Origin of the sequence: Pseudomonas sp. BN515 (genome assembly GCF_029873155.1) — a bacterium.
In the GTDB taxonomy this organism is placed as follows: Bacteria; Pseudomonadota; Gammaproteobacteria; order Pseudomonadales; family Pseudomonadaceae; genus Metapseudomonas.
In genome coordinates this window covers 142,108-156,695 of the sequence record NZ_SSOH01000073.1, presented here as the reverse complement: position 1 = coordinate 156,695, position 14,588 = coordinate 142,108, and the positions used below count along the sequence as shown (strand labels likewise).

The window sequence follows — 14,588 nt, the reverse complement described above, 5'->3', positions numbered from 1 at the left end:
GCGGGTAGAATCACGCCCTGACTTTTCAGGGCGTTCTTCTTTATGCGAATAGGCCACGGCTACGACGTACACCGCTTCGGCGATGGTGATTTCATCACTCTGGGCGGTGTGCGTATTCCCCACAAATTCGGACTCGTTGCCCATTCCGATGGCGACGTGCTGTTGCACGCGCTGTCCGATGCGCTGCTGGGTGCCGCCGCTTTGGGCGACATCGGCAAGCACTTCCCCGATACCGACCCGCAGTTCAAGGGCGCCGACAGCCGCGCCTTGCTGCGCCATGTGGTGTCCCTGGTGAAGGCCAAGGGCTGGAAAGTCGGTAATGTCGACGGAACCATCGTTGCCCAGGCGCCGAAGATGGCGCCGCACATCGAGGCCATGCGCGCGAATATCGCTGCCGACCTGGAGGTCGAACTGGATCAGGTCAACGTCAAGGCCACCACCACCGAGAAGCTCGGCTTTACCGGTCGGGAGGAGGGTATCGCCGTGCATGCGGTGTCCCTGTTGTTGCCCGCATGATCGAACTCGAACTGCTGGGCCCGCGTGCCCATGGCGAACCTCTCGGCCAAGCGCAACTGAAAGCCGTCGCGGAAGACTTCCAGGTTGACGAGGTTCTGGACATCCCGCTGGAAGGCGAGGGTGAGCACCTTTGGCTCTGGGTGGAAAAGCGCGAGCTGAACACCGAGGAAGCGGCTCGGCGTATTGCCCGTGCTGCCGGTGTGCCATTGAAGGTGGTCAGCTATGCCGGGCTCAAGGATCGCCAGGCACTGACCCGCCAATGGTTCAGCCTGCACTTGCCGGGGAAAGCCGATCCGGACCTGTCCGCTGCCGAGAATGCCAGCCTGCGGATCCTCAAGAGCGTCCGCCACAAGCGCAAGCTGCAACGTGGTGCCCATTCCGCCAACGGTTTCACCCTGCGCCTGACCCGCCTGGTCGCTGACCGGGAAGAGCTGGAGGCACGCCTGAAGCGGCTGGCCGAGGCCGGGGTACCCAACTACTTCGGCCTGCAGCGCTTCGGTCATGGTGGCGGCAACGTGGTCGATGCCCGCAACTTCGCCGAGCGCAAGGAACTGCCGGTGCAACGCAATGTGCGTTCGCGCCTGCTCTCCGCTGGGCGCAGCTTTGTCTTCAACCGGGTGCTGGCCGAGCGTATCGCAGCCGGAACCTGGAACCAGGCCCAGGTCGGTGATCTGCTCGCCTTCACCGATAGCCGCAGCTTTTTCATGGCGAGTGAGACCGAGTGCAATGACCCGCGTCTCGCTCTGCTCGACCTGCACCCGACCGGTCCGCTCTGGGGTGAAGGAGATTCACCCGCCCAGGGACAGGCCCAAGTGCTGGAAGCGGCGGTAGCCGCGGGCGAGAAGGCACTTTGCCACTGGCTGGCCGAAGCGGGAATGGCGCACGAACGGCGCATTCTGCGCCTCCCCATCGGCGGTCTGACGTGGCATTATCCCGAGCCTGACGTTCTGCAACTGGAATTCGTCCTGCCGGCTGGATGCTTCGCCACCGCAGTGGTGCGTGAGCTCGTCGATCTGCTGCCGGCGGGGCAGACGGAAAACCCATGCGCATTCTGATTTCCAACGACGACGGGGTGAACGCACCCGGTCTCGCCGCTCTGCATGGTGCGCTCAAGGATTACGCCGAATGCGTGGTCATCGCACCGGACCAGGACAAGAGTGGTGCCAGCAGTTCCCTGACCCTGGACCGCCCGCTTCACCCCAGTACGCTGGAGAACGGATTCATCAGCCTCAACGGCACGCCGACCGATTGCGTCCATCTCGGACTCAACGGCCTGCTCGATGAGCTGCCGGATATGGTGGTGTCGGGCATCAACCTCGGCGCCAACCTGGGTGACGACGTGCTCTATTCGGGCACCGTGGCCGCCGCTTTGGAAGGGCGCTTCCTCGGCTTGCCGGCGTTCGCCTTTTCGCTGCTGTCGCGCCAGGTGGACAATCTGCCCGCTGCTGCCTACATCGCACGCCGGCTGGTGGCCGCCCATGATCAGCTCGATCTGCCGCCGCGCACCGTGCTCAACGTGAACATTCCCAACCTTCCGCTGGAGCGCATCCGGGGAATCCAGCTGACTCGTCTGGGACATCGCGCGCGCGCGGCAGCCCCGGTGAAGGTGGTCAATCCACGGGGCAAGGAGGGATACTGGATTTCCGCGGCCGGTGACGCCGAAGACGGTGGCCCGGGCACGGATTTCCATGCGGTGATGCAGGGCTATGTGTCCATCACGCCCCTGCAGCTCGATCGGACTTTCAACGAGGCCTTCCAGGGTCTCGATAGCTGGTTGGAGGGCCTGCTCTGATGTCCCGGGAACAGGACGACCTGATGCGCCGCGGGATCGGCATGACCTCCCAGCGCACCCGTGAGCGCCTTATCCAGCGTCTGTACGAGGAAGGGCTGTCCAACGCCCGCGTGCTCGAAACCATTCGCCGGACACCGCGTCACCTGTTCGTCGATGAGGCACTCGCCCATCGAGCCTACGAAGACACCGCACTGCCGATCGGGCACAACCAGACCATCTCCCAGCCCTACATGGTTGCGCGGATGACCGAGCTGCTGCTGGCGGCCGGCCCCCTGGATAAGGTGCTGGAAATCGGCACCGGCTCTGGCTACCAGACTGCAATCCTTGCGCAACTGGTCGAGCGGGTGTTTTCCGTGGAGCGCATCCAGGTCCTGCAGGACAAGGCCAAGGAGCGGCTGGCAGTACTCAACCTGCGCAACGTGGTGTTCCGCTGGGGCGACGGTTGGGAAGGCTGGCCGGCGCTGGCTCCCTATAACGGCATCATCGTCACGGCGGCAGCTGCGGATGTACCCCAGGCACTGCTGGACCAACTGGCCCCGGGTGGGCGCCTGGTGATTCCGGTAGGCGCCGGCGATGTCCAGCAACTGATGCTGATCATCCGCGAAGAGCAGGGCTTCACCCGTCACGTACTCGATGCGGTGCGATTCGTTCCTTTGCTGAGCGGGCCACTGGCCTGAGTCGCAAACAGGGAACCCACATCGCGGGCAACTATCTGATGCACCGCCAAGCCGTCCGCCTGCTGTACTTTGTGCGGTAGGCGGCTGGCTCGTCCGGATATTTCCGGCACAATAAATAACACCTAGGAATGTTGGGAAAGGGGACAAGAGTGAGCCTGATGGCCATTCGGCAGTGGATTCGCATGGGGAATGGGCTCACCTGGTTGCCCGCGGTCGCCGCTGGCATCCTGCTGGCCGGCTGTTCCAGCACCCAGAAAGACGGTGTAAACGTGGTCGACCGCAATCACCCGGGATCGACCTCCGCGCCGCAACGGCAACCCGTCACCAGCGGCCAGTACCGCGTTCAACGTGGCGATACGCTCTATTCCATTGCATTTCGCTTCGGTTGGGACTGGAAAGCGCTTGCCGCACGCAACGGCATCCCCGCCCCCTACGTGATTCGCCCGGGTCAGATCATCCGTTTCGATGGGCAGCCGGGCCAGGCGCGTCCGACTGCGGTTGCCACCGCCCCTGTGGTGACCAATCCAAGGACTGGAAGCAGTACTTCGACCCGTCCGCCTGTGCAGGCCCAGCAACCGGCCGTCCGCCCTCAAACGCCGGCGCCGCAACCGGTGGTGACTGCGCCAGTAACTCCGTCGAACACGTCTACTACGCGCTCTGCAGCCGGTTGGGTGTGGCCCGCAAACGGCGCTCTGATCGGGCGTTTTTCGTCAAACGGCAGTTTGAATAAAGGGATTGATATCGCTGGGGAATTAGGCCAGCCTGTCTTGGCTGCGTCAGACGGATCAGTTGTTTATGCCGGAAGTGGATTACGGGGCTACGGCGAACTGGTCATCATCAAACACAGCGATACCTACGTAAGCGCCTATGGTCATAACCGCAGGTTGCTGGTGCGGGAGGGACAGCAGGTCAAGGTCGGGCAGACAATTGCCGAGATGGGCTCAACGGGGACTGACCGGGTGAAGCTTCATTTTGAAATTCGCCGTCAAGGTAAACCTGTAGATCCGCTGCAATACCTGCCACGTCGTTGATCTGTTTTTCAGCCCGTTCCACCACGTGGTAAGGACGGGCTCAGGCGGCGCCAGGGATATAAGGCTTCGCCGGGGCTTGTTGTCGAACTCAGCAAGGGACAACAACAATGGCACTCAATAAAGAAGCGCCGGAGTTTGACGTCGATGACGAACTGCTCATTCTTGAGCCAGGCGTCATTTTGGATGAAGCGTTGAGCGAGGAGAACGACGCGCCTCTGCCCACCGCGAAATCCCGGCATTCGAGCTCACCCAAGCAGCACAAGTACATCGACTACAGTCGTGCACTCGACGCGACCCAGCTTTACCTCAACGAAATCGGCTTTTCCCCCCTGCTAACCCCGGAAGAAGAAGTGCACTTCGCGCGCCTTGCGCAGCGCGGTGATCCTGCCGGGCGCAAGCGCATGATCGAAAGCAACCTCCGCCTTGTGGTGAAGATCGCGCGACGCTACGTCAATCGCGGCCTGTCGCTGCTCGACCTGATCGAAGAGGGCAACCTCGGCTTGATCCGCGCGGTTGAAAAGTTCGATCCAGAACGGGGCTTCCGATTCTCTACCTACGCGACTTGGTGGATCCGTCAGACTATTGAACGGGCCATCATGAACCAGACCCGGACCATCCGCCTGCCGATCCATGTGGTCAAGGAACTCAACGTCTACCTGCGGGCTGCACGTGAGTTGACCCACAAGCTGGATCACGAGCCCTCGCCTGAAGAAATCGCCAACCTGCTGGAAAAACCGGTGGACGAGGTCAAGCGTATGCTCGGTCTCAACGAGCGGGTGACTTCGGTGGATGTGTCCCTCGGCCCGGACTCCGACAAGACCCTGTTGGACACCCTGACCGACGATCGTCCCACCGACCCGTGCGAGCTGTTGCAGGATGACGATCTCTCGCAAAGTATCGATCAGTGGCTGTCCGAACTGACCGACAAGCAACGTGAGGTTGTGGTGCGTCGTTTTGGTCTGCGTGGCCACGAGAGCTGTACGCTTGAGGAAGTGGGCCAGGAGATCGGCTTGACCCGCGAGCGAGTGCGGCAGATCCAGGTCGAAGCGCTGAAGCGTCTCCGGGAAATCCTGGAGAAGAATGGCCTGTCCAGTGATGCGCTGTTCCAGTAGCGTGTGAAAGATTCGAAAAAGCCCGGCCTTGGCCGGGCTTTTTCATTGTGGCATCCGGCATTTCCCGGTGCGCATATGTCGGCTTTCACGAGATCACTTGCGAACTCGAAGTATCAATGCAGACGAAGATGCTTCGATCGCGGATCATGCGCGTCCATTTTTTAGCGTCGCCTTGTAAGTCATTGCTTACACGCCATGTACGTGATCTGAGGAAGTTGCTGCTCGCCAATGGAGAGTTTAATGTTGAGAGTATTTGTAACTTATTGATATTAAAGAATTTTATTTTTATCGTTATGACATTTTCAGGCGTCGAGACGCTGTTTCGCCAACTTGATCCGTCCCCGTGGATCGCTAATATCACCCTTGCGTACAGGATGTATGCGGGTTGATAAGGATATCGACCAAGGATATCGCCGGATGCGATTCATCAGGATGATGAGCAGGGACTACAGGGAATATGGACAAAAGAGTGGGCGGGTATCCCCCGCCCCTTTTTTCGTCCACAGGAAAGCAAAAGGCCCGCAGATGCGGGCCTTTTTGCGTTCGGACGCTGAGCGGGATCAGCGCGCCAGATGTTCCAGCTTGCCTTTGACGCCGTCCCATTCTTCGGCGTCAGCCAGGGCATCTTTCTTCTCGGTGATGTTCGGCCAGACTTCGGCCAGATCACGGTTCAGCTCGATGAACTCCTGCATGTCCTCAGGCACTTCATCCTCGGAGAAGATGGCTTGCGCCGGGCATTCTGGCTCGCACAGTGCGCAGTCGATGCACTCATCCGGGTGAATAACCAGGAAGTTCGGGCCTTCGTAGAAGCAGTCCACCGGACAGACTTCCACACAGTCGGTGTATTTGCATTTGATGCAGTTGTCGGTGACGACGAAGGTCATTTCTATTCTTCTCCTCAAGCGGCGGCTCGGAAGCCTTCTATGTCCGGCTTCTCGGCTCTGGAACTCACGGCGCCGGGCAGGCTGAATCCCGGGTGTCTTCCAGAGCGCGCGGGATTCTAGCAGCTTGTGCGGTTCAGGGGTTAGAGGCGTGACTTCAGTGTATACAACAGCTCCAGTGCCTGCCTCGGGGTCAGGTCGTCCGGTTTGACCTTCGCCAGATCGTCCAGCACCGGGTGCGGAAGGCTGGCGAAGAGGTCGCTCTGCATGGGCGAACTCGGTTGTCCGGGGCTCTGGCGTGGGGCTTCATGGGGCAGGCTGGTGGTTTCCAGGCGCGCCAGGTGCTCGCGGGCACGCTGGATCACGCCACCCGGAACGCCCGCCAGTTGCGCCACCGCCAGGCCGTAGCTCTGGCTCGCCGGACCCGGCAACACGTGGTGCAGGAACACGATGCGCTCGTTGTGCTCGGTTGCGTTCAGGTGGACGTTGGCGACCACGGGCTCGCTCTCCGGCAGAACCGTCAGCTCGAAGTAGTGGGTGGCGAACAGGGTGAAGGCGCGCAGGCGGGCCAGATGCTCTGCCGCAGCCCAGGCCAGTGACAGGCCGTCGAAGGTACTGGTCCCGCGACCCACCTCGTCCATCAGCACCAGGCTGCTGGCGCTGGCGTTATGCAGGATGTTGGCGGTTTCGCTCATTTCCACCATGAAGGTGGAGCGGCCGCCGGCCAAGTCGTCGCTGGAACCGATGCGGGTGAAGATGCGGTCCACCAGCGACAGCTCGCAGCCGGCCGCCGGTACGAAGCAACCGATGTGGGCGAGCAGCACAATGAGTGCGGTCTGGCGCATGTAGGTCGACTTACCGCCCATGTTCGGGCCGGTAATGATCAGCATGCGAGTGGCGTCGTCCAGGTTCAGATCGTTAGCCACGAAGGGCGTGTCCAGTACCTGTTCCACTACCGGGTGTCGGCCCTGGTTGATGCGCATGCAAGGTTCGTCGACAAAGCGCGGGCGGTTCAGGTCGAGGTTCAGCGCGCGTTCGGCGAAGTTGCTCAGTACGTCCAGCTCGGCGAGGGCAGCTGCGGTGTCCTGCAGAGGTGCCAGTTGCTCGATCAGCAGTTCGAGCAGCTCGTCGTAGAGCATCTTTTCCCGCGCCAGGGCGCGGCTCTTGGCGGACAGCGCCTTGTCTTCGAAAGCTTTCAGCTCTGGTGTGATGAAGCGTTCAGCACCTTTCAGGGTCTGGCGACGGATGTAGTCCGCCGGCGCTTGTTCGGCCTGCACGCGGGGCAGTTCGATGTAGTAGCCGTGGATGCGGTTGTAGCCGACCTTGAGGTTAGGAAGGCCAGTGCGGGCCTTTTCCCGGGTCTCCAGGTCCATCAGGTATTGGCCGGCGTTCTCGCTGAGCGCCTGCAGCTCATCCAGTTCTGGGTCGTAGCCGGTCTTGATCACGCCGCCGTCGCGGATCACCGCCGGCGGGTTGTCGATGATGGCGCGCGCCAGCAGGTCGGCCAGCTCCGGATAGGTACGAATGCCGCCTGCCAGGTCCTGCAGGTGGGGCACATCCAGTTCGGTCATCGCGCCTTGCAGTTGCGGCAGGGCGGCCAAGGCGTCACGCAGACGGGCGAGATCGCGCGGACGGGCATTGCGCAAGCCGATGCGGGCGAGGATGCGCTCGACGTCGCCGATTTCCTTCAGTTGCGGCTGCAGGCCTTCGAATCGATAGCGATCCAGCAGGCAGTCGATGGCATCCTGACGGGCCTCGAGTACGGCACGGTCACGCAGCGGGCGGTTCAGCCAGCGGCTTAGCAGGCGGCTGCCCATGGCGGTTTGGCAGCGGTCGATCACCGATTGCAGGGTGTTGTCGCGCCCGCCGGACAGGTTCACGTCCAGTTCCAGGTTGCGGCGGCTGGCGGCGTCGAGGATGACGGTGTCGTCGATGCGCTCGTGGCGCAGGCTGCGCAGGTGGGGCAGGGCTGTGCGCTGGGTTTCCTTGGCGTAGGCCAGGAGGCAGCCGGCGGAGCCGATGGCCAAGGTCAGGGTTTCGCAGCCGAAGCCCTTGAGGTCCTGCACGCCGAATTGCTGGCAGAGGCTCTTCTTCGCCGAATCGCGATCAAAATCCCATGGCGCGCGACGGCGTACGCCACGACGTTTCTCTGCGGGTAGGCCCTGGGGCCAGTCGTCGGGGATCAGCAGTTCGGCTGGATTGAGGCGTTCCAGCTCGGCAAGCAGGTTTTCCCAGCCCTTGATCTCCTGCACGCTGAATCGGCCGCTGGTGATGTCCAGCACTGCCAGGCCGAACAGGCGTTCGTCACCCAGCACTGCGGCCAGCAGGTTGTCCCGGCGCTCGTCCAGCAGGGCTTCGTCGCTGACGGTACCGGGGGTGATGATGCGGACGACCTGCCGCTCTACCGGCCCTTTGCTGGTGGCCGGATCACCGATCTGCTCACAGATCACGATGGATTCGCCGAGCTTTACCAGCTTGGCCAAGTAGCCTTCCACTGCATGGAAGGGGATGCCGGCCATGGGAATCGACTTGCCCGCCGACTGGCCGCGTGCGGTCAGAGTGATGTCGAGAAGCTTGGCGGCCTTCTTGGCGTCCTCGTAGAAGATCTCGTAGAAGTCGCCCATGCGGTAGAACATCAGCTGGTCCGGATGCTGATTCTTCAGCCTCCAGTACTGCTGCATCATGGGTGTGTGTTCGCTGAGATCACTCTGACTCATTGGCTGGCCTTGCATGCAAAAGGCGCTAGTGTACGGTATCCCGTTGGCCCGCTTTAACCCCGGAGTGCACATGTCCGTTACCGAAGATGAACTGACTTCGCTTGCCGCCTGGCTGGGCAATGAACTGAAGGCGCGTGGCGAGTCGGTGAGCACTGCCGAGTCGTGCACCGGTGGCGGAATTGCCGAGGCGATTACCCGTATTCCCGGCAGTTCGGCCTGGTTCGAGGCGGGTTTCGTCACCTATTCAAACGAGCAGAAGACCGCGCAACTGGCGGTACCGGCCGAGCTGTTCCCGCTGGTGGGGGCGGTCAGCCGCGAAGTGGTCGAGGCGATGGTGCGCGGTGCCCAGTTGCACAGTGGGGCACGTTTCGCCGTGGCGGTCAGCGGCGTCGCCGGACCCGATGGTGGCTCCCCGGAAAAACCTGTTGGCACCGTCTGGCTGGCCTGGGGCAATGGGAAGGAAGTAGAGGCCGTACGCCGCCAGTTTCCGGGTGATCGCCTGTCTGTGCGCCGGCAAACGGTAGTGGAAGCGCTCCAGGGATTGATCCGACTAGCTGCAGGAGAAAAAGCCGTCCAGGGGTAGGCGAGCGACTTGCCCTATGGAATAATACTGTCTACTTATACAGTTGTTGGTGGCCGCCAGGCCCTCTTGAGTTTAGTGAGGACTTCAATGGACGAGAACAAGAAGCGCGCCTTGGCTGCTGCCCTGGGCCAGATCGAGAAGCAGTTCGGCAAAGGCGCGGTCATGCGCATGGGCGACCACGATCGCCAGGCCATCCCGGCCATTTCCACCGGTTCTCTGGGCCTGGATATCGCGCTTGGTATTGGCGGTCTGCCGAAGGGCCGTATCGTAGAAATCTACGGTCCAGAATCCTCCGGTAAAACCACTCTGACCCTCTCCGTCATCGCTGAAGCCCAGAAAATGGGCGCTACCTGCGCCTTCGTCGACGCCGAACACGCCCTGGATCCGGATTACGCCGGCAAGCTCGGTGTGAATGTCGACGACCTGCTGGTTTCCCAGCCGGACACCGGCGAACAGGCCCTGGAAATCACCGACATGCTGGTGCGCTCCAACGCCGTTGACGTGATCATCGTCGACTCCGTGGCCGCCCTGGTACCCAAGGCCGAAATCGAAGGCGAGATGGGTGACTCCCACGTCGGTCTGCAGGCGCGCCTGATGTCCCAGGCCCTGCGCAAGATCACCGGCAACATCAAGAACGCCAACTGCCTGGTCATCTTCATCAACCAGATCCGTATGAAGATCGGCGTGATGTTCGGCAACCCGGAAACCACCACTGGTGGTAACGCCCTGAAGTTCTACGCCTCCGTGCGTCTCGACATCCGCCGTACCGGCGCGGTGAAGGAAGGCGAGGAAGTCGTGGGTAGCGAAACCCGCGTCAAGGTGGTGAAGAACAAGGTGGCCCCGCCGTTCCGTCAGGCCGAATTCCAGATCATGTACGGCAAGGGCATCTACCGCACTGGCGAGATCATCGACCTGGGCGTGCAACTGGGCCTGGTGGAGAAATCCGGCGCCTGGTACAGCTACCAGGGCAACAAGATCGGCCAAGGTAAGGCCAACGCCGCCAAGTACCTGGAAGACAACCCGGAAGTTGGCAGCGCCATCGAGAAGATCATCCGCGAGAAGCTGCTGGTCGACTCCTCTGCCAACAACAAGTCGGCTGCCACTGCTGACGACCTGGCCGACGTAGACCTCTGATCCTCCCATGCCCGTCGTGCTCGACAGCCCCGCCGCCGTGCGGCGGGCCGCCATGGACCTGTTGGCACAGCGCGAACACGGGCGAGTCGAGCTGACGCGCAAGCTGCGTCAGCGCGGCGCTCCTCCCGAGCTGATCGACAGTGCCCTCGACCGTTTGACGGAAGAGGGCCTGCTCTCCGAAACCCGCTATCTCGAAAGCTTCATCGCCAGCCGCGCCCGTGGCGGCTATGGTCCGCAGCGTATCCGCGAAGAACTGGCCCAGCGTGGCTTGCCGCGAGGTGATATCGACCAGGCCCTGCGCGAGGCCGATATCGACTGGGGCGAGCAGTTGCGCGAGGTTTGGCGCCGCAAATTCAATCGCCAACCCCAGGACGCCCGAGAGCGTGCCCAGCAGGGCCGATTCCTCGCCTACCGTGGCTATTCCATGGAGATGATCAGCCGTCTTCTGCGCGGTAATCTCGACGACTGAATAATCACGCGTGCAGCCTTGAGCCATGCGCGGATGCGCATGGCTGATAGCTGGATGGGACTGCGTTCGTCTGGCGAATCAGGCCTTGCCGGCCCAGTGTTGCGGCAGGTTGATGAAGTCGATGAGTTCGCGCAGGCGTCCGTGGTCGCGACCGTTGAATCGGAACGCCAGGCGGATCAGCTCACTGAACTCCGGTTCGTCCTTCTCCGACTCCACGTAGGCTTGCTGGCAGAAATCGCCTTCCAGGCAAAGGTCGGCGAACTGCTCCTGAACTTGCCCAAGGGCCTTCTCGCTGAGGGAGTGATTCATGCGAATCACGAAGCTGTTCTTCAACCAACGGCTGGAGTGGTAGTTGCGATAGAACTGGGCGATCTCAGCGGCCGCCTCGTCGGCATTGCGCACCAGACGCATCAGGTTCATGTCGCTGGGCAGGATGTAGCGGTTGCGCTCCAGTTGCTCGTGGAGGAAGCCAATGGCGTCTTCCCAGTAGCTGCCGTCAGGTTCGTCCAGCAACACCACCGGCACCACCGGGCTCTTGCCGGTCTGAATCAGGGTCAGCACTTCCAGCGCCTCGTCCAGTGTGCCGAAACCACCCGGGCAGAGCACCAGTGCATCGGCTTCCTTCACAAAGAACAGCTTGCGCACGAAGAAAAAGTGGAACGACAGCAGGTGCTCGGTGCCATTCACCGTCGTATTGGCATGCTGCTCGAAGGGCAGGGTGATGTTCAGGCCGAGGCTGTTCTCCAGCCCGGCGCCTTCGTGGGCGGCAGCCATGATGCCGCCACCGGCGCCAGTGATTACCATCAGATCACGCTTGGCGAGTTCCGCTCCCAATTGGCGGGCCAGGGTATAGATCGGGTGACCTTCGGGGGTGCGGGCCGAGCCGAATACCGTAACCTTGCGGCGCCGCTTGAACTGCTCCAGCACGCTGAAGGCGTGCTCCATCTCACGCAGGGTCTGCAGCATGATCTTGGCGTCCCAGCGATTGCGGTCGGCCTGGGCCATGCGCACCACGGTGATCAGCATCTCGCGATAGAGCGCGAGGTTGGGGCTGCCACTTGGAACGGTGAGGTTGATCAGCTCGTCGACCTTCTGGGTCAGGTCGATTCCACTGGTCTGGAAGTGCCGGGAGAGATAGTCGTCCGGATCATAGGGCATAGCGTTCTCCTTGCTCATCAACATCTCTGAGCAGCGCTACGGGCCGAGTCCGGAATCCGGGCGACCCGGTCGAGCCGCTCAACTACAGCTTGCGGCAGGGGCTGGATCTTTTCCAGTACGCCGCAGCCTGAATGAACCGCAGCGAGGTGTCCGGATTATGGCGGAGTGAGCGTAGGCCCTGGACTCCAGGGCGAAAGGAGAGGGCGGCGCTCCCCGGACAGGAGTGCCGCGAAGTCGATCAGTTGGTCTTGGCCTTGAGGCCGCAATCCTGGGCAGTGAAGCGCTCGGACGTCACCGGGCGATTGGTCTTGTACTCGCTGAACTCGTAGCGCAGACCGGCGCCACGGGCCAGCAGTTGGCGGTAGCCAGTATTGCGGCAGACGCTGGCGCCCAGTTGTGCGCGCACGGCATCGGGGTTGGCGCGCATCTGCGCCGCATGGGTTTCGCGCACGCTGAGGTGATTCACCAGCTCATTGCCTTCCACCGTGTAGCCCTGGTCGAGGATGTCCTCGTTGATTGCGCGAGGCGTGCCTACGCTGCTCTCCTTGGCGACTTTCTCGAGCATCTTGCTGAGCTCGTAGTCCTTGAGCGATGCGGCCTGGGCGAAGAAGGGCAGGGTCGCGCAGACGGCGATGGCGGTGAGGCGCAGCATGTGAATCTCCTAACGAAAAGTAGCTCTTTGACCAGCGCGGCAATTGTGCGTTCGCAGGCAGCGCTTGTCGCGTGAAAAATCAGCTCACGGCGTCTCTGGTAGAATCGCGCGATCCTTCTTGCCACCCCGATTCCGCCCGCTGCCTTTCGGCCTGCGCAGGGCGGCCAGCCGCTGTATTGGAACCCGTTTCGATGAGTCACGCCGTCTTCCGCCTGCGCGCCGAATGCCTTGCGCGCAGCACCCGTCCCTTTGTCGCCCGTGGATCGCGTGCGCCGCGCTGTCCGGAATGCCGGGTCGCCTTCGACTACTGCTTCTGCGCCTGGCGGCCCAAGGTCCCGGTGCGTTCCGGCGTGTGCCTGATGATGTACTACTCCGAGCCAATGAAGCCGAGCAATACCGGCTGGTTGATCGCGGACCTCGTGCCCGACACCTGGGCGTTTGGCTGGTCGCGTACCGAGGTGGACGAGGCGCTGCTCACCTTGCTCGAAGACCCGCAGTGGCAGCCTTATCTGGTGTTCCCTGGTGAGTACTCGGCGCCTGAGCGCGTGGTGGACAGCGTCGAGGTGGCGGAGGGCAAGCGGCCCCTGTTCATCCTGCTCGATGCCACCTGGACCGAAGCGCGCAAGATGTTCCGCAAGAGCCCCTATCTGGACCGTTTTCCAGTACTCAGCCTGACGCCGGAGCAGATTTCCCGCTATCAGCTGCGTCGCCGGAAGAACGAAGAGCACCTGTGCACGGCGGAAGTCGGCGCGCTGTGCCTGGAGCTGGCGGGTGACGAAGAGGCTGGCGGTGCGCTGAACGCCTACTTGGATGTGTTCACCGAACGCTACCTGGGGGCCAAGCGGGCCCTGCCTCTGGACGAGGCAAGCCCGGCGCACCAGGTGCTCAGCAGCTATCTCTGATCAGGCTTCGGCCTTGGCCGGTGCCGCCTGTGGCTCCTGTTTCTGCGGCCAGAGCTGGGCCACCAGCATGCCCACGAACATCAGGGCGCAGCCCATGTAGCCACGCGCGTGCAGGGACTCATCCAGCAGCAAGGCACCGGCGATGGCGGCGAATACCGCCTCCAGCGAGAGGATGATGGCTGCGTGGGAGGCGATGGCGTGACGCTGCGCCACCACCTGCAAGGTGTAGCCAATGGCGACGGCAATGACGCCGCCGTAGAGGATGGCCGGACCGGCCTGGATGATGGCGTCGAATTTGATTTCCTCGAACACCACTGCCAGCACCAGGCTGACCACCGCGCAGACGGCGAACTGCAGAATGGACAGGCGGATCGGGTCATAGCGGCTGGCGAAGTAGCCCACCAGCAGCACGTGCACGCCCCAGACGCAGGCGCCGGCCAGTTGCAGCCAGTCGCCGGACGCGACGTGGAAACCTTCACCGACGCTGAGCAGGAACATGCCCACCACCGCCAGGCAGGCGCCAAGCCAGGTGCCCGTGCCAGTGCGATGGCCGAGGAAGAGGCCAAGCAGCGGCACTATGATGACGTACAGGCCGGTGATGAAGCCGGAGTTGGTGACGGTGGTGAACAGCAGGCCCACCTGCTGCAGGTTGATCCCCAGCGACAGGGCCAGGCCCATGAGCAGCCCGCCCAACAGCATGCCCCGGTTCAGGGGCTGCTTCACTGCCGGCTTGGGCAGGATCAGCAACAGCGGCAGCAGGATGAGGGCGCCAAGGCTGAAGCGCAGGCCGGTATAGAGGAAGGGGCCGACAGCATCCATGCCCAGCCGCTGGGCGACGAAGGCCGCGCCCCAGATGGCGGCGGTGATCAGCATCAGGATATCGGCGCGCAGAGCTTGGCTTCGCATGGCATTTCTCGGCGGGAAAAGCCGAGAACTTTGCCGTAAAGCGTTCGACTTGACCACC

The 14,588-nt window shown here is 62.4% G+C and carries 15 protein-coding genes; 10 read left to right on the top strand and 5 right to left on the bottom strand.

Annotated features, from left to right (window positions below):
* The first annotated feature begins 42 nt into the window (after positions 1-42).
* The 6 genes from ispF (at position 43) to rpoS (ending at position 5,128) form a co-directional block, all read left to right on the top strand.
* Positions 43-516: a 2-C-methyl-D-erythritol 2,4-cyclodiphosphate synthase gene (ispF, locus tag E8E91_RS19870; protein ID WP_280378113.1), complete on the top strand. Its 474-nt coding sequence runs from the start codon at positions 43-45 to the stop codon at positions 514-516.
* The gene (gene truD, locus E8E91_RS19865; protein ID WP_280378110.1) at positions 513-1,571 is read left to right on the top strand and encodes a tRNA pseudouridine(13) synthase TruD; all 1,059 of its coding nucleotides are present in this window, start codon (positions 513-515) and stop codon (positions 1,569-1,571) included. Before ispF ends, truD begins: the two co-directional genes overlap by 4 nt.
* Complete coding sequence (gene surE, locus E8E91_RS19860; protein WP_280378107.1) at positions 1,559-2,308, top strand: 5'/3'-nucleotidase SurE; 750 nt, start codon at positions 1,559-1,561, stop codon at positions 2,306-2,308. The genes truD and surE overlap by 13 nt, the downstream gene beginning before the upstream one ends.
* A gap of 41 nt (positions 2,309-2,349) precedes the next feature.
* Positions 2,350-2,985 carry a protein-L-isoaspartate(D-aspartate) O-methyltransferase gene (locus tag E8E91_RS19855; protein ID WP_171016522.1) on the top strand — a complete coding sequence of 212 codons (636 nt, stop codon included), beginning with the start codon at positions 2,350-2,352 and terminating at the stop codon, positions 2,983-2,985.
* Positions 2,986-3,167: 182 nt separating this feature from the next.
* Complete coding sequence (locus tag E8E91_RS19850; RefSeq protein ID WP_280378225.1) at positions 3,168-4,016, top strand: peptidoglycan DD-metalloendopeptidase family protein; 849 nt, start codon at positions 3,168-3,170, stop codon at positions 4,014-4,016.
* 107 nt (positions 4,017-4,123) lie between these two features.
* Positions 4,124-5,128, top strand: a complete 1,005-nt coding sequence (gene rpoS, locus E8E91_RS19845; RefSeq protein WP_151136307.1) for an RNA polymerase sigma factor RpoS — start codon at positions 4,124-4,126, stop codon at positions 5,126-5,128.
* Between the two features lie 560 nt (positions 5,129-5,688).
* On the opposite strand, the gene fdxA is transcribed toward rpoS, so the two are convergent.
* Positions 5,689-6,012 (bottom strand): ferredoxin FdxA, encoded by a 324-nt coding sequence (gene fdxA / locus E8E91_RS19840; protein ID WP_280368253.1) that lies wholly within the window; start codon positions 6,010-6,012, stop codon positions 5,689-5,691.
* Between the two features lie 140 nt (positions 6,013-6,152).
* Positions 6,153-8,726 (bottom strand): DNA mismatch repair protein MutS, encoded by a 2,574-nt coding sequence (gene mutS, locus E8E91_RS19835; protein WP_280378105.1) that lies wholly within the window; start codon positions 8,724-8,726, stop codon positions 6,153-6,155.
* A 70-nt stretch (positions 8,727-8,796) separates the two neighbouring features.
* Here mutS and E8E91_RS19830 point away from each other — a divergent pair, with 70 nt between their 5' ends.
* The 3 genes from E8E91_RS19830 (at position 8,797) to recX (ending at position 10,912) form a co-directional block, all read left to right on the top strand.
* Positions 8,797-9,309 (top strand): CinA family protein, encoded by a 513-nt coding sequence (locus E8E91_RS19830; protein ID WP_280378102.1) that lies wholly within the window; start codon positions 8,797-8,799, stop codon positions 9,307-9,309.
* Between the two features lie 87 nt (positions 9,310-9,396).
* Positions 9,397-10,443, top strand: coding sequence for a recombinase RecA (gene recA, locus E8E91_RS19825; RefSeq protein WP_190831126.1), 1,047 nt, complete (start codon positions 9,397-9,399; stop codon positions 10,441-10,443).
* A gap of 7 nt (positions 10,444-10,450) precedes the next feature.
* Complete coding sequence (recX, locus tag E8E91_RS19820; protein ID WP_280378099.1) at positions 10,451-10,912, top strand: recombination regulator RecX; 462 nt, start codon at positions 10,451-10,453, stop codon at positions 10,910-10,912.
* A gap of 78 nt (positions 10,913-10,990) precedes the next feature.
* Here the strand turns inward: recX and E8E91_RS19815 are convergent, their stop codons facing one another.
* A complete protein-coding gene (locus E8E91_RS19815) occupies positions 10,991-12,070 on the bottom strand; it encodes an LOG family protein (protein WP_280378096.1) in 1,080 nt (359 codons plus the stop codon).
* A gap of 238 nt (positions 12,071-12,308) precedes the next feature.
* Positions 12,309-12,722: a quorum-sensing-regulated virulence factor family protein gene (locus E8E91_RS19810; RefSeq protein WP_280368265.1), complete on the bottom strand. Its 414-nt coding sequence runs from the start codon at positions 12,720-12,722 to the stop codon at positions 12,309-12,311.
* 191 nt (positions 12,723-12,913) lie between these two features.
* On the opposite strand from E8E91_RS19810, the gene E8E91_RS19805 reads away from it, so the two are divergent.
* A complete protein-coding gene (locus E8E91_RS19805) occupies positions 12,914-13,624 on the top strand; it encodes a tRNA-uridine aminocarboxypropyltransferase (protein ID WP_280378094.1) in 711 nt (236 codons plus the stop codon).
* On the opposite strand, the gene E8E91_RS19800 is transcribed toward E8E91_RS19805, so the two are convergent.
* The gene (locus E8E91_RS19800; protein WP_280378090.1) at positions 13,625-14,530 is read right to left on the bottom strand and encodes a DMT family transporter; all 906 of its coding nucleotides are present in this window, start codon (positions 14,528-14,530) and stop codon (positions 13,625-13,627) included. It lies immediately after the preceding gene.
* Positions 14,531-14,588: the final 58 nt, after the last annotated feature.

What these genes read in the sequence shown, in the direction of transcription:
- E8E91_RS19855 (WP_171016522.1), top strand. Translation starts at nt 2,350, where the DNA reads ATGACCTCCCAGCGCACCCGTGAGCGCCTTATCCAGCGTCTGTACGAG.
- ispF (WP_280378113.1), top strand. Translation starts at nt 43, where the DNA reads ATGCGAATAGGCCACGGCTACGACGTACACCGCTTCGGCGATGGTGAT.
- truD (WP_280378110.1), top strand. Translation starts at nt 513, where the DNA reads ATGATCGAACTCGAACTGCTGGGCCCGCGTGCCCATGGCGAACCTCTC.
- surE (WP_280378107.1), top strand. Translation starts at nt 1,559, where the DNA reads ATGCGCATTCTGATTTCCAACGACGACGGGGTGAACGCACCCGGTCTC.
- E8E91_RS19830 (WP_280378102.1), top strand. Translation starts at nt 8,797, where the DNA reads ATGTCCGTTACCGAAGATGAACTGACTTCGCTTGCCGCCTGGCTGGGC.
- E8E91_RS19810 (WP_280368265.1), bottom strand. Translation starts at nt 12,722, where the DNA reads ATGCTGCGCCTCACCGCCATCGCCGTCTGCGCGACCCTGCCCTTCTTC.
- recX (WP_280378099.1), top strand. Translation starts at nt 10,451, where the DNA reads ATGCCCGTCGTGCTCGACAGCCCCGCCGCCGTGCGGCGGGCCGCCATG.
- rpoS (WP_151136307.1), top strand. Translation starts at nt 4,124, where the DNA reads ATGGCACTCAATAAAGAAGCGCCGGAGTTTGACGTCGATGACGAACTG.
- mutS (WP_280378105.1), bottom strand. Translation starts at nt 8,726, where the DNA reads ATGAGTCAGAGTGATCTCAGCGAACACACACCCATGATGCAGCAGTAC.
- E8E91_RS19850 (WP_280378225.1), top strand. Translation starts at nt 3,168, where the DNA reads ATGGGGAATGGGCTCACCTGGTTGCCCGCGGTCGCCGCTGGCATCCTG.
- E8E91_RS19805 (WP_280378094.1), top strand. Translation starts at nt 12,914, where the DNA reads ATGAGTCACGCCGTCTTCCGCCTGCGCGCCGAATGCCTTGCGCGCAGC.
- E8E91_RS19800 (WP_280378090.1), bottom strand. Translation starts at nt 14,530, where the DNA reads ATGCGAAGCCAAGCTCTGCGCGCCGATATCCTGATGCTGATCACCGCC.
- E8E91_RS19815 (WP_280378096.1), bottom strand. Translation starts at nt 12,070, where the DNA reads ATGCCCTATGATCCGGACGACTATCTCTCCCGGCACTTCCAGACCAGT.
- fdxA (WP_280368253.1), bottom strand. Translation starts at nt 6,012, where the DNA reads ATGACCTTCGTCGTCACCGACAACTGCATCAAATGCAAATACACCGAC.
- recA (WP_190831126.1), top strand. Translation starts at nt 9,397, where the DNA reads ATGGACGAGAACAAGAAGCGCGCCTTGGCTGCTGCCCTGGGCCAGATC.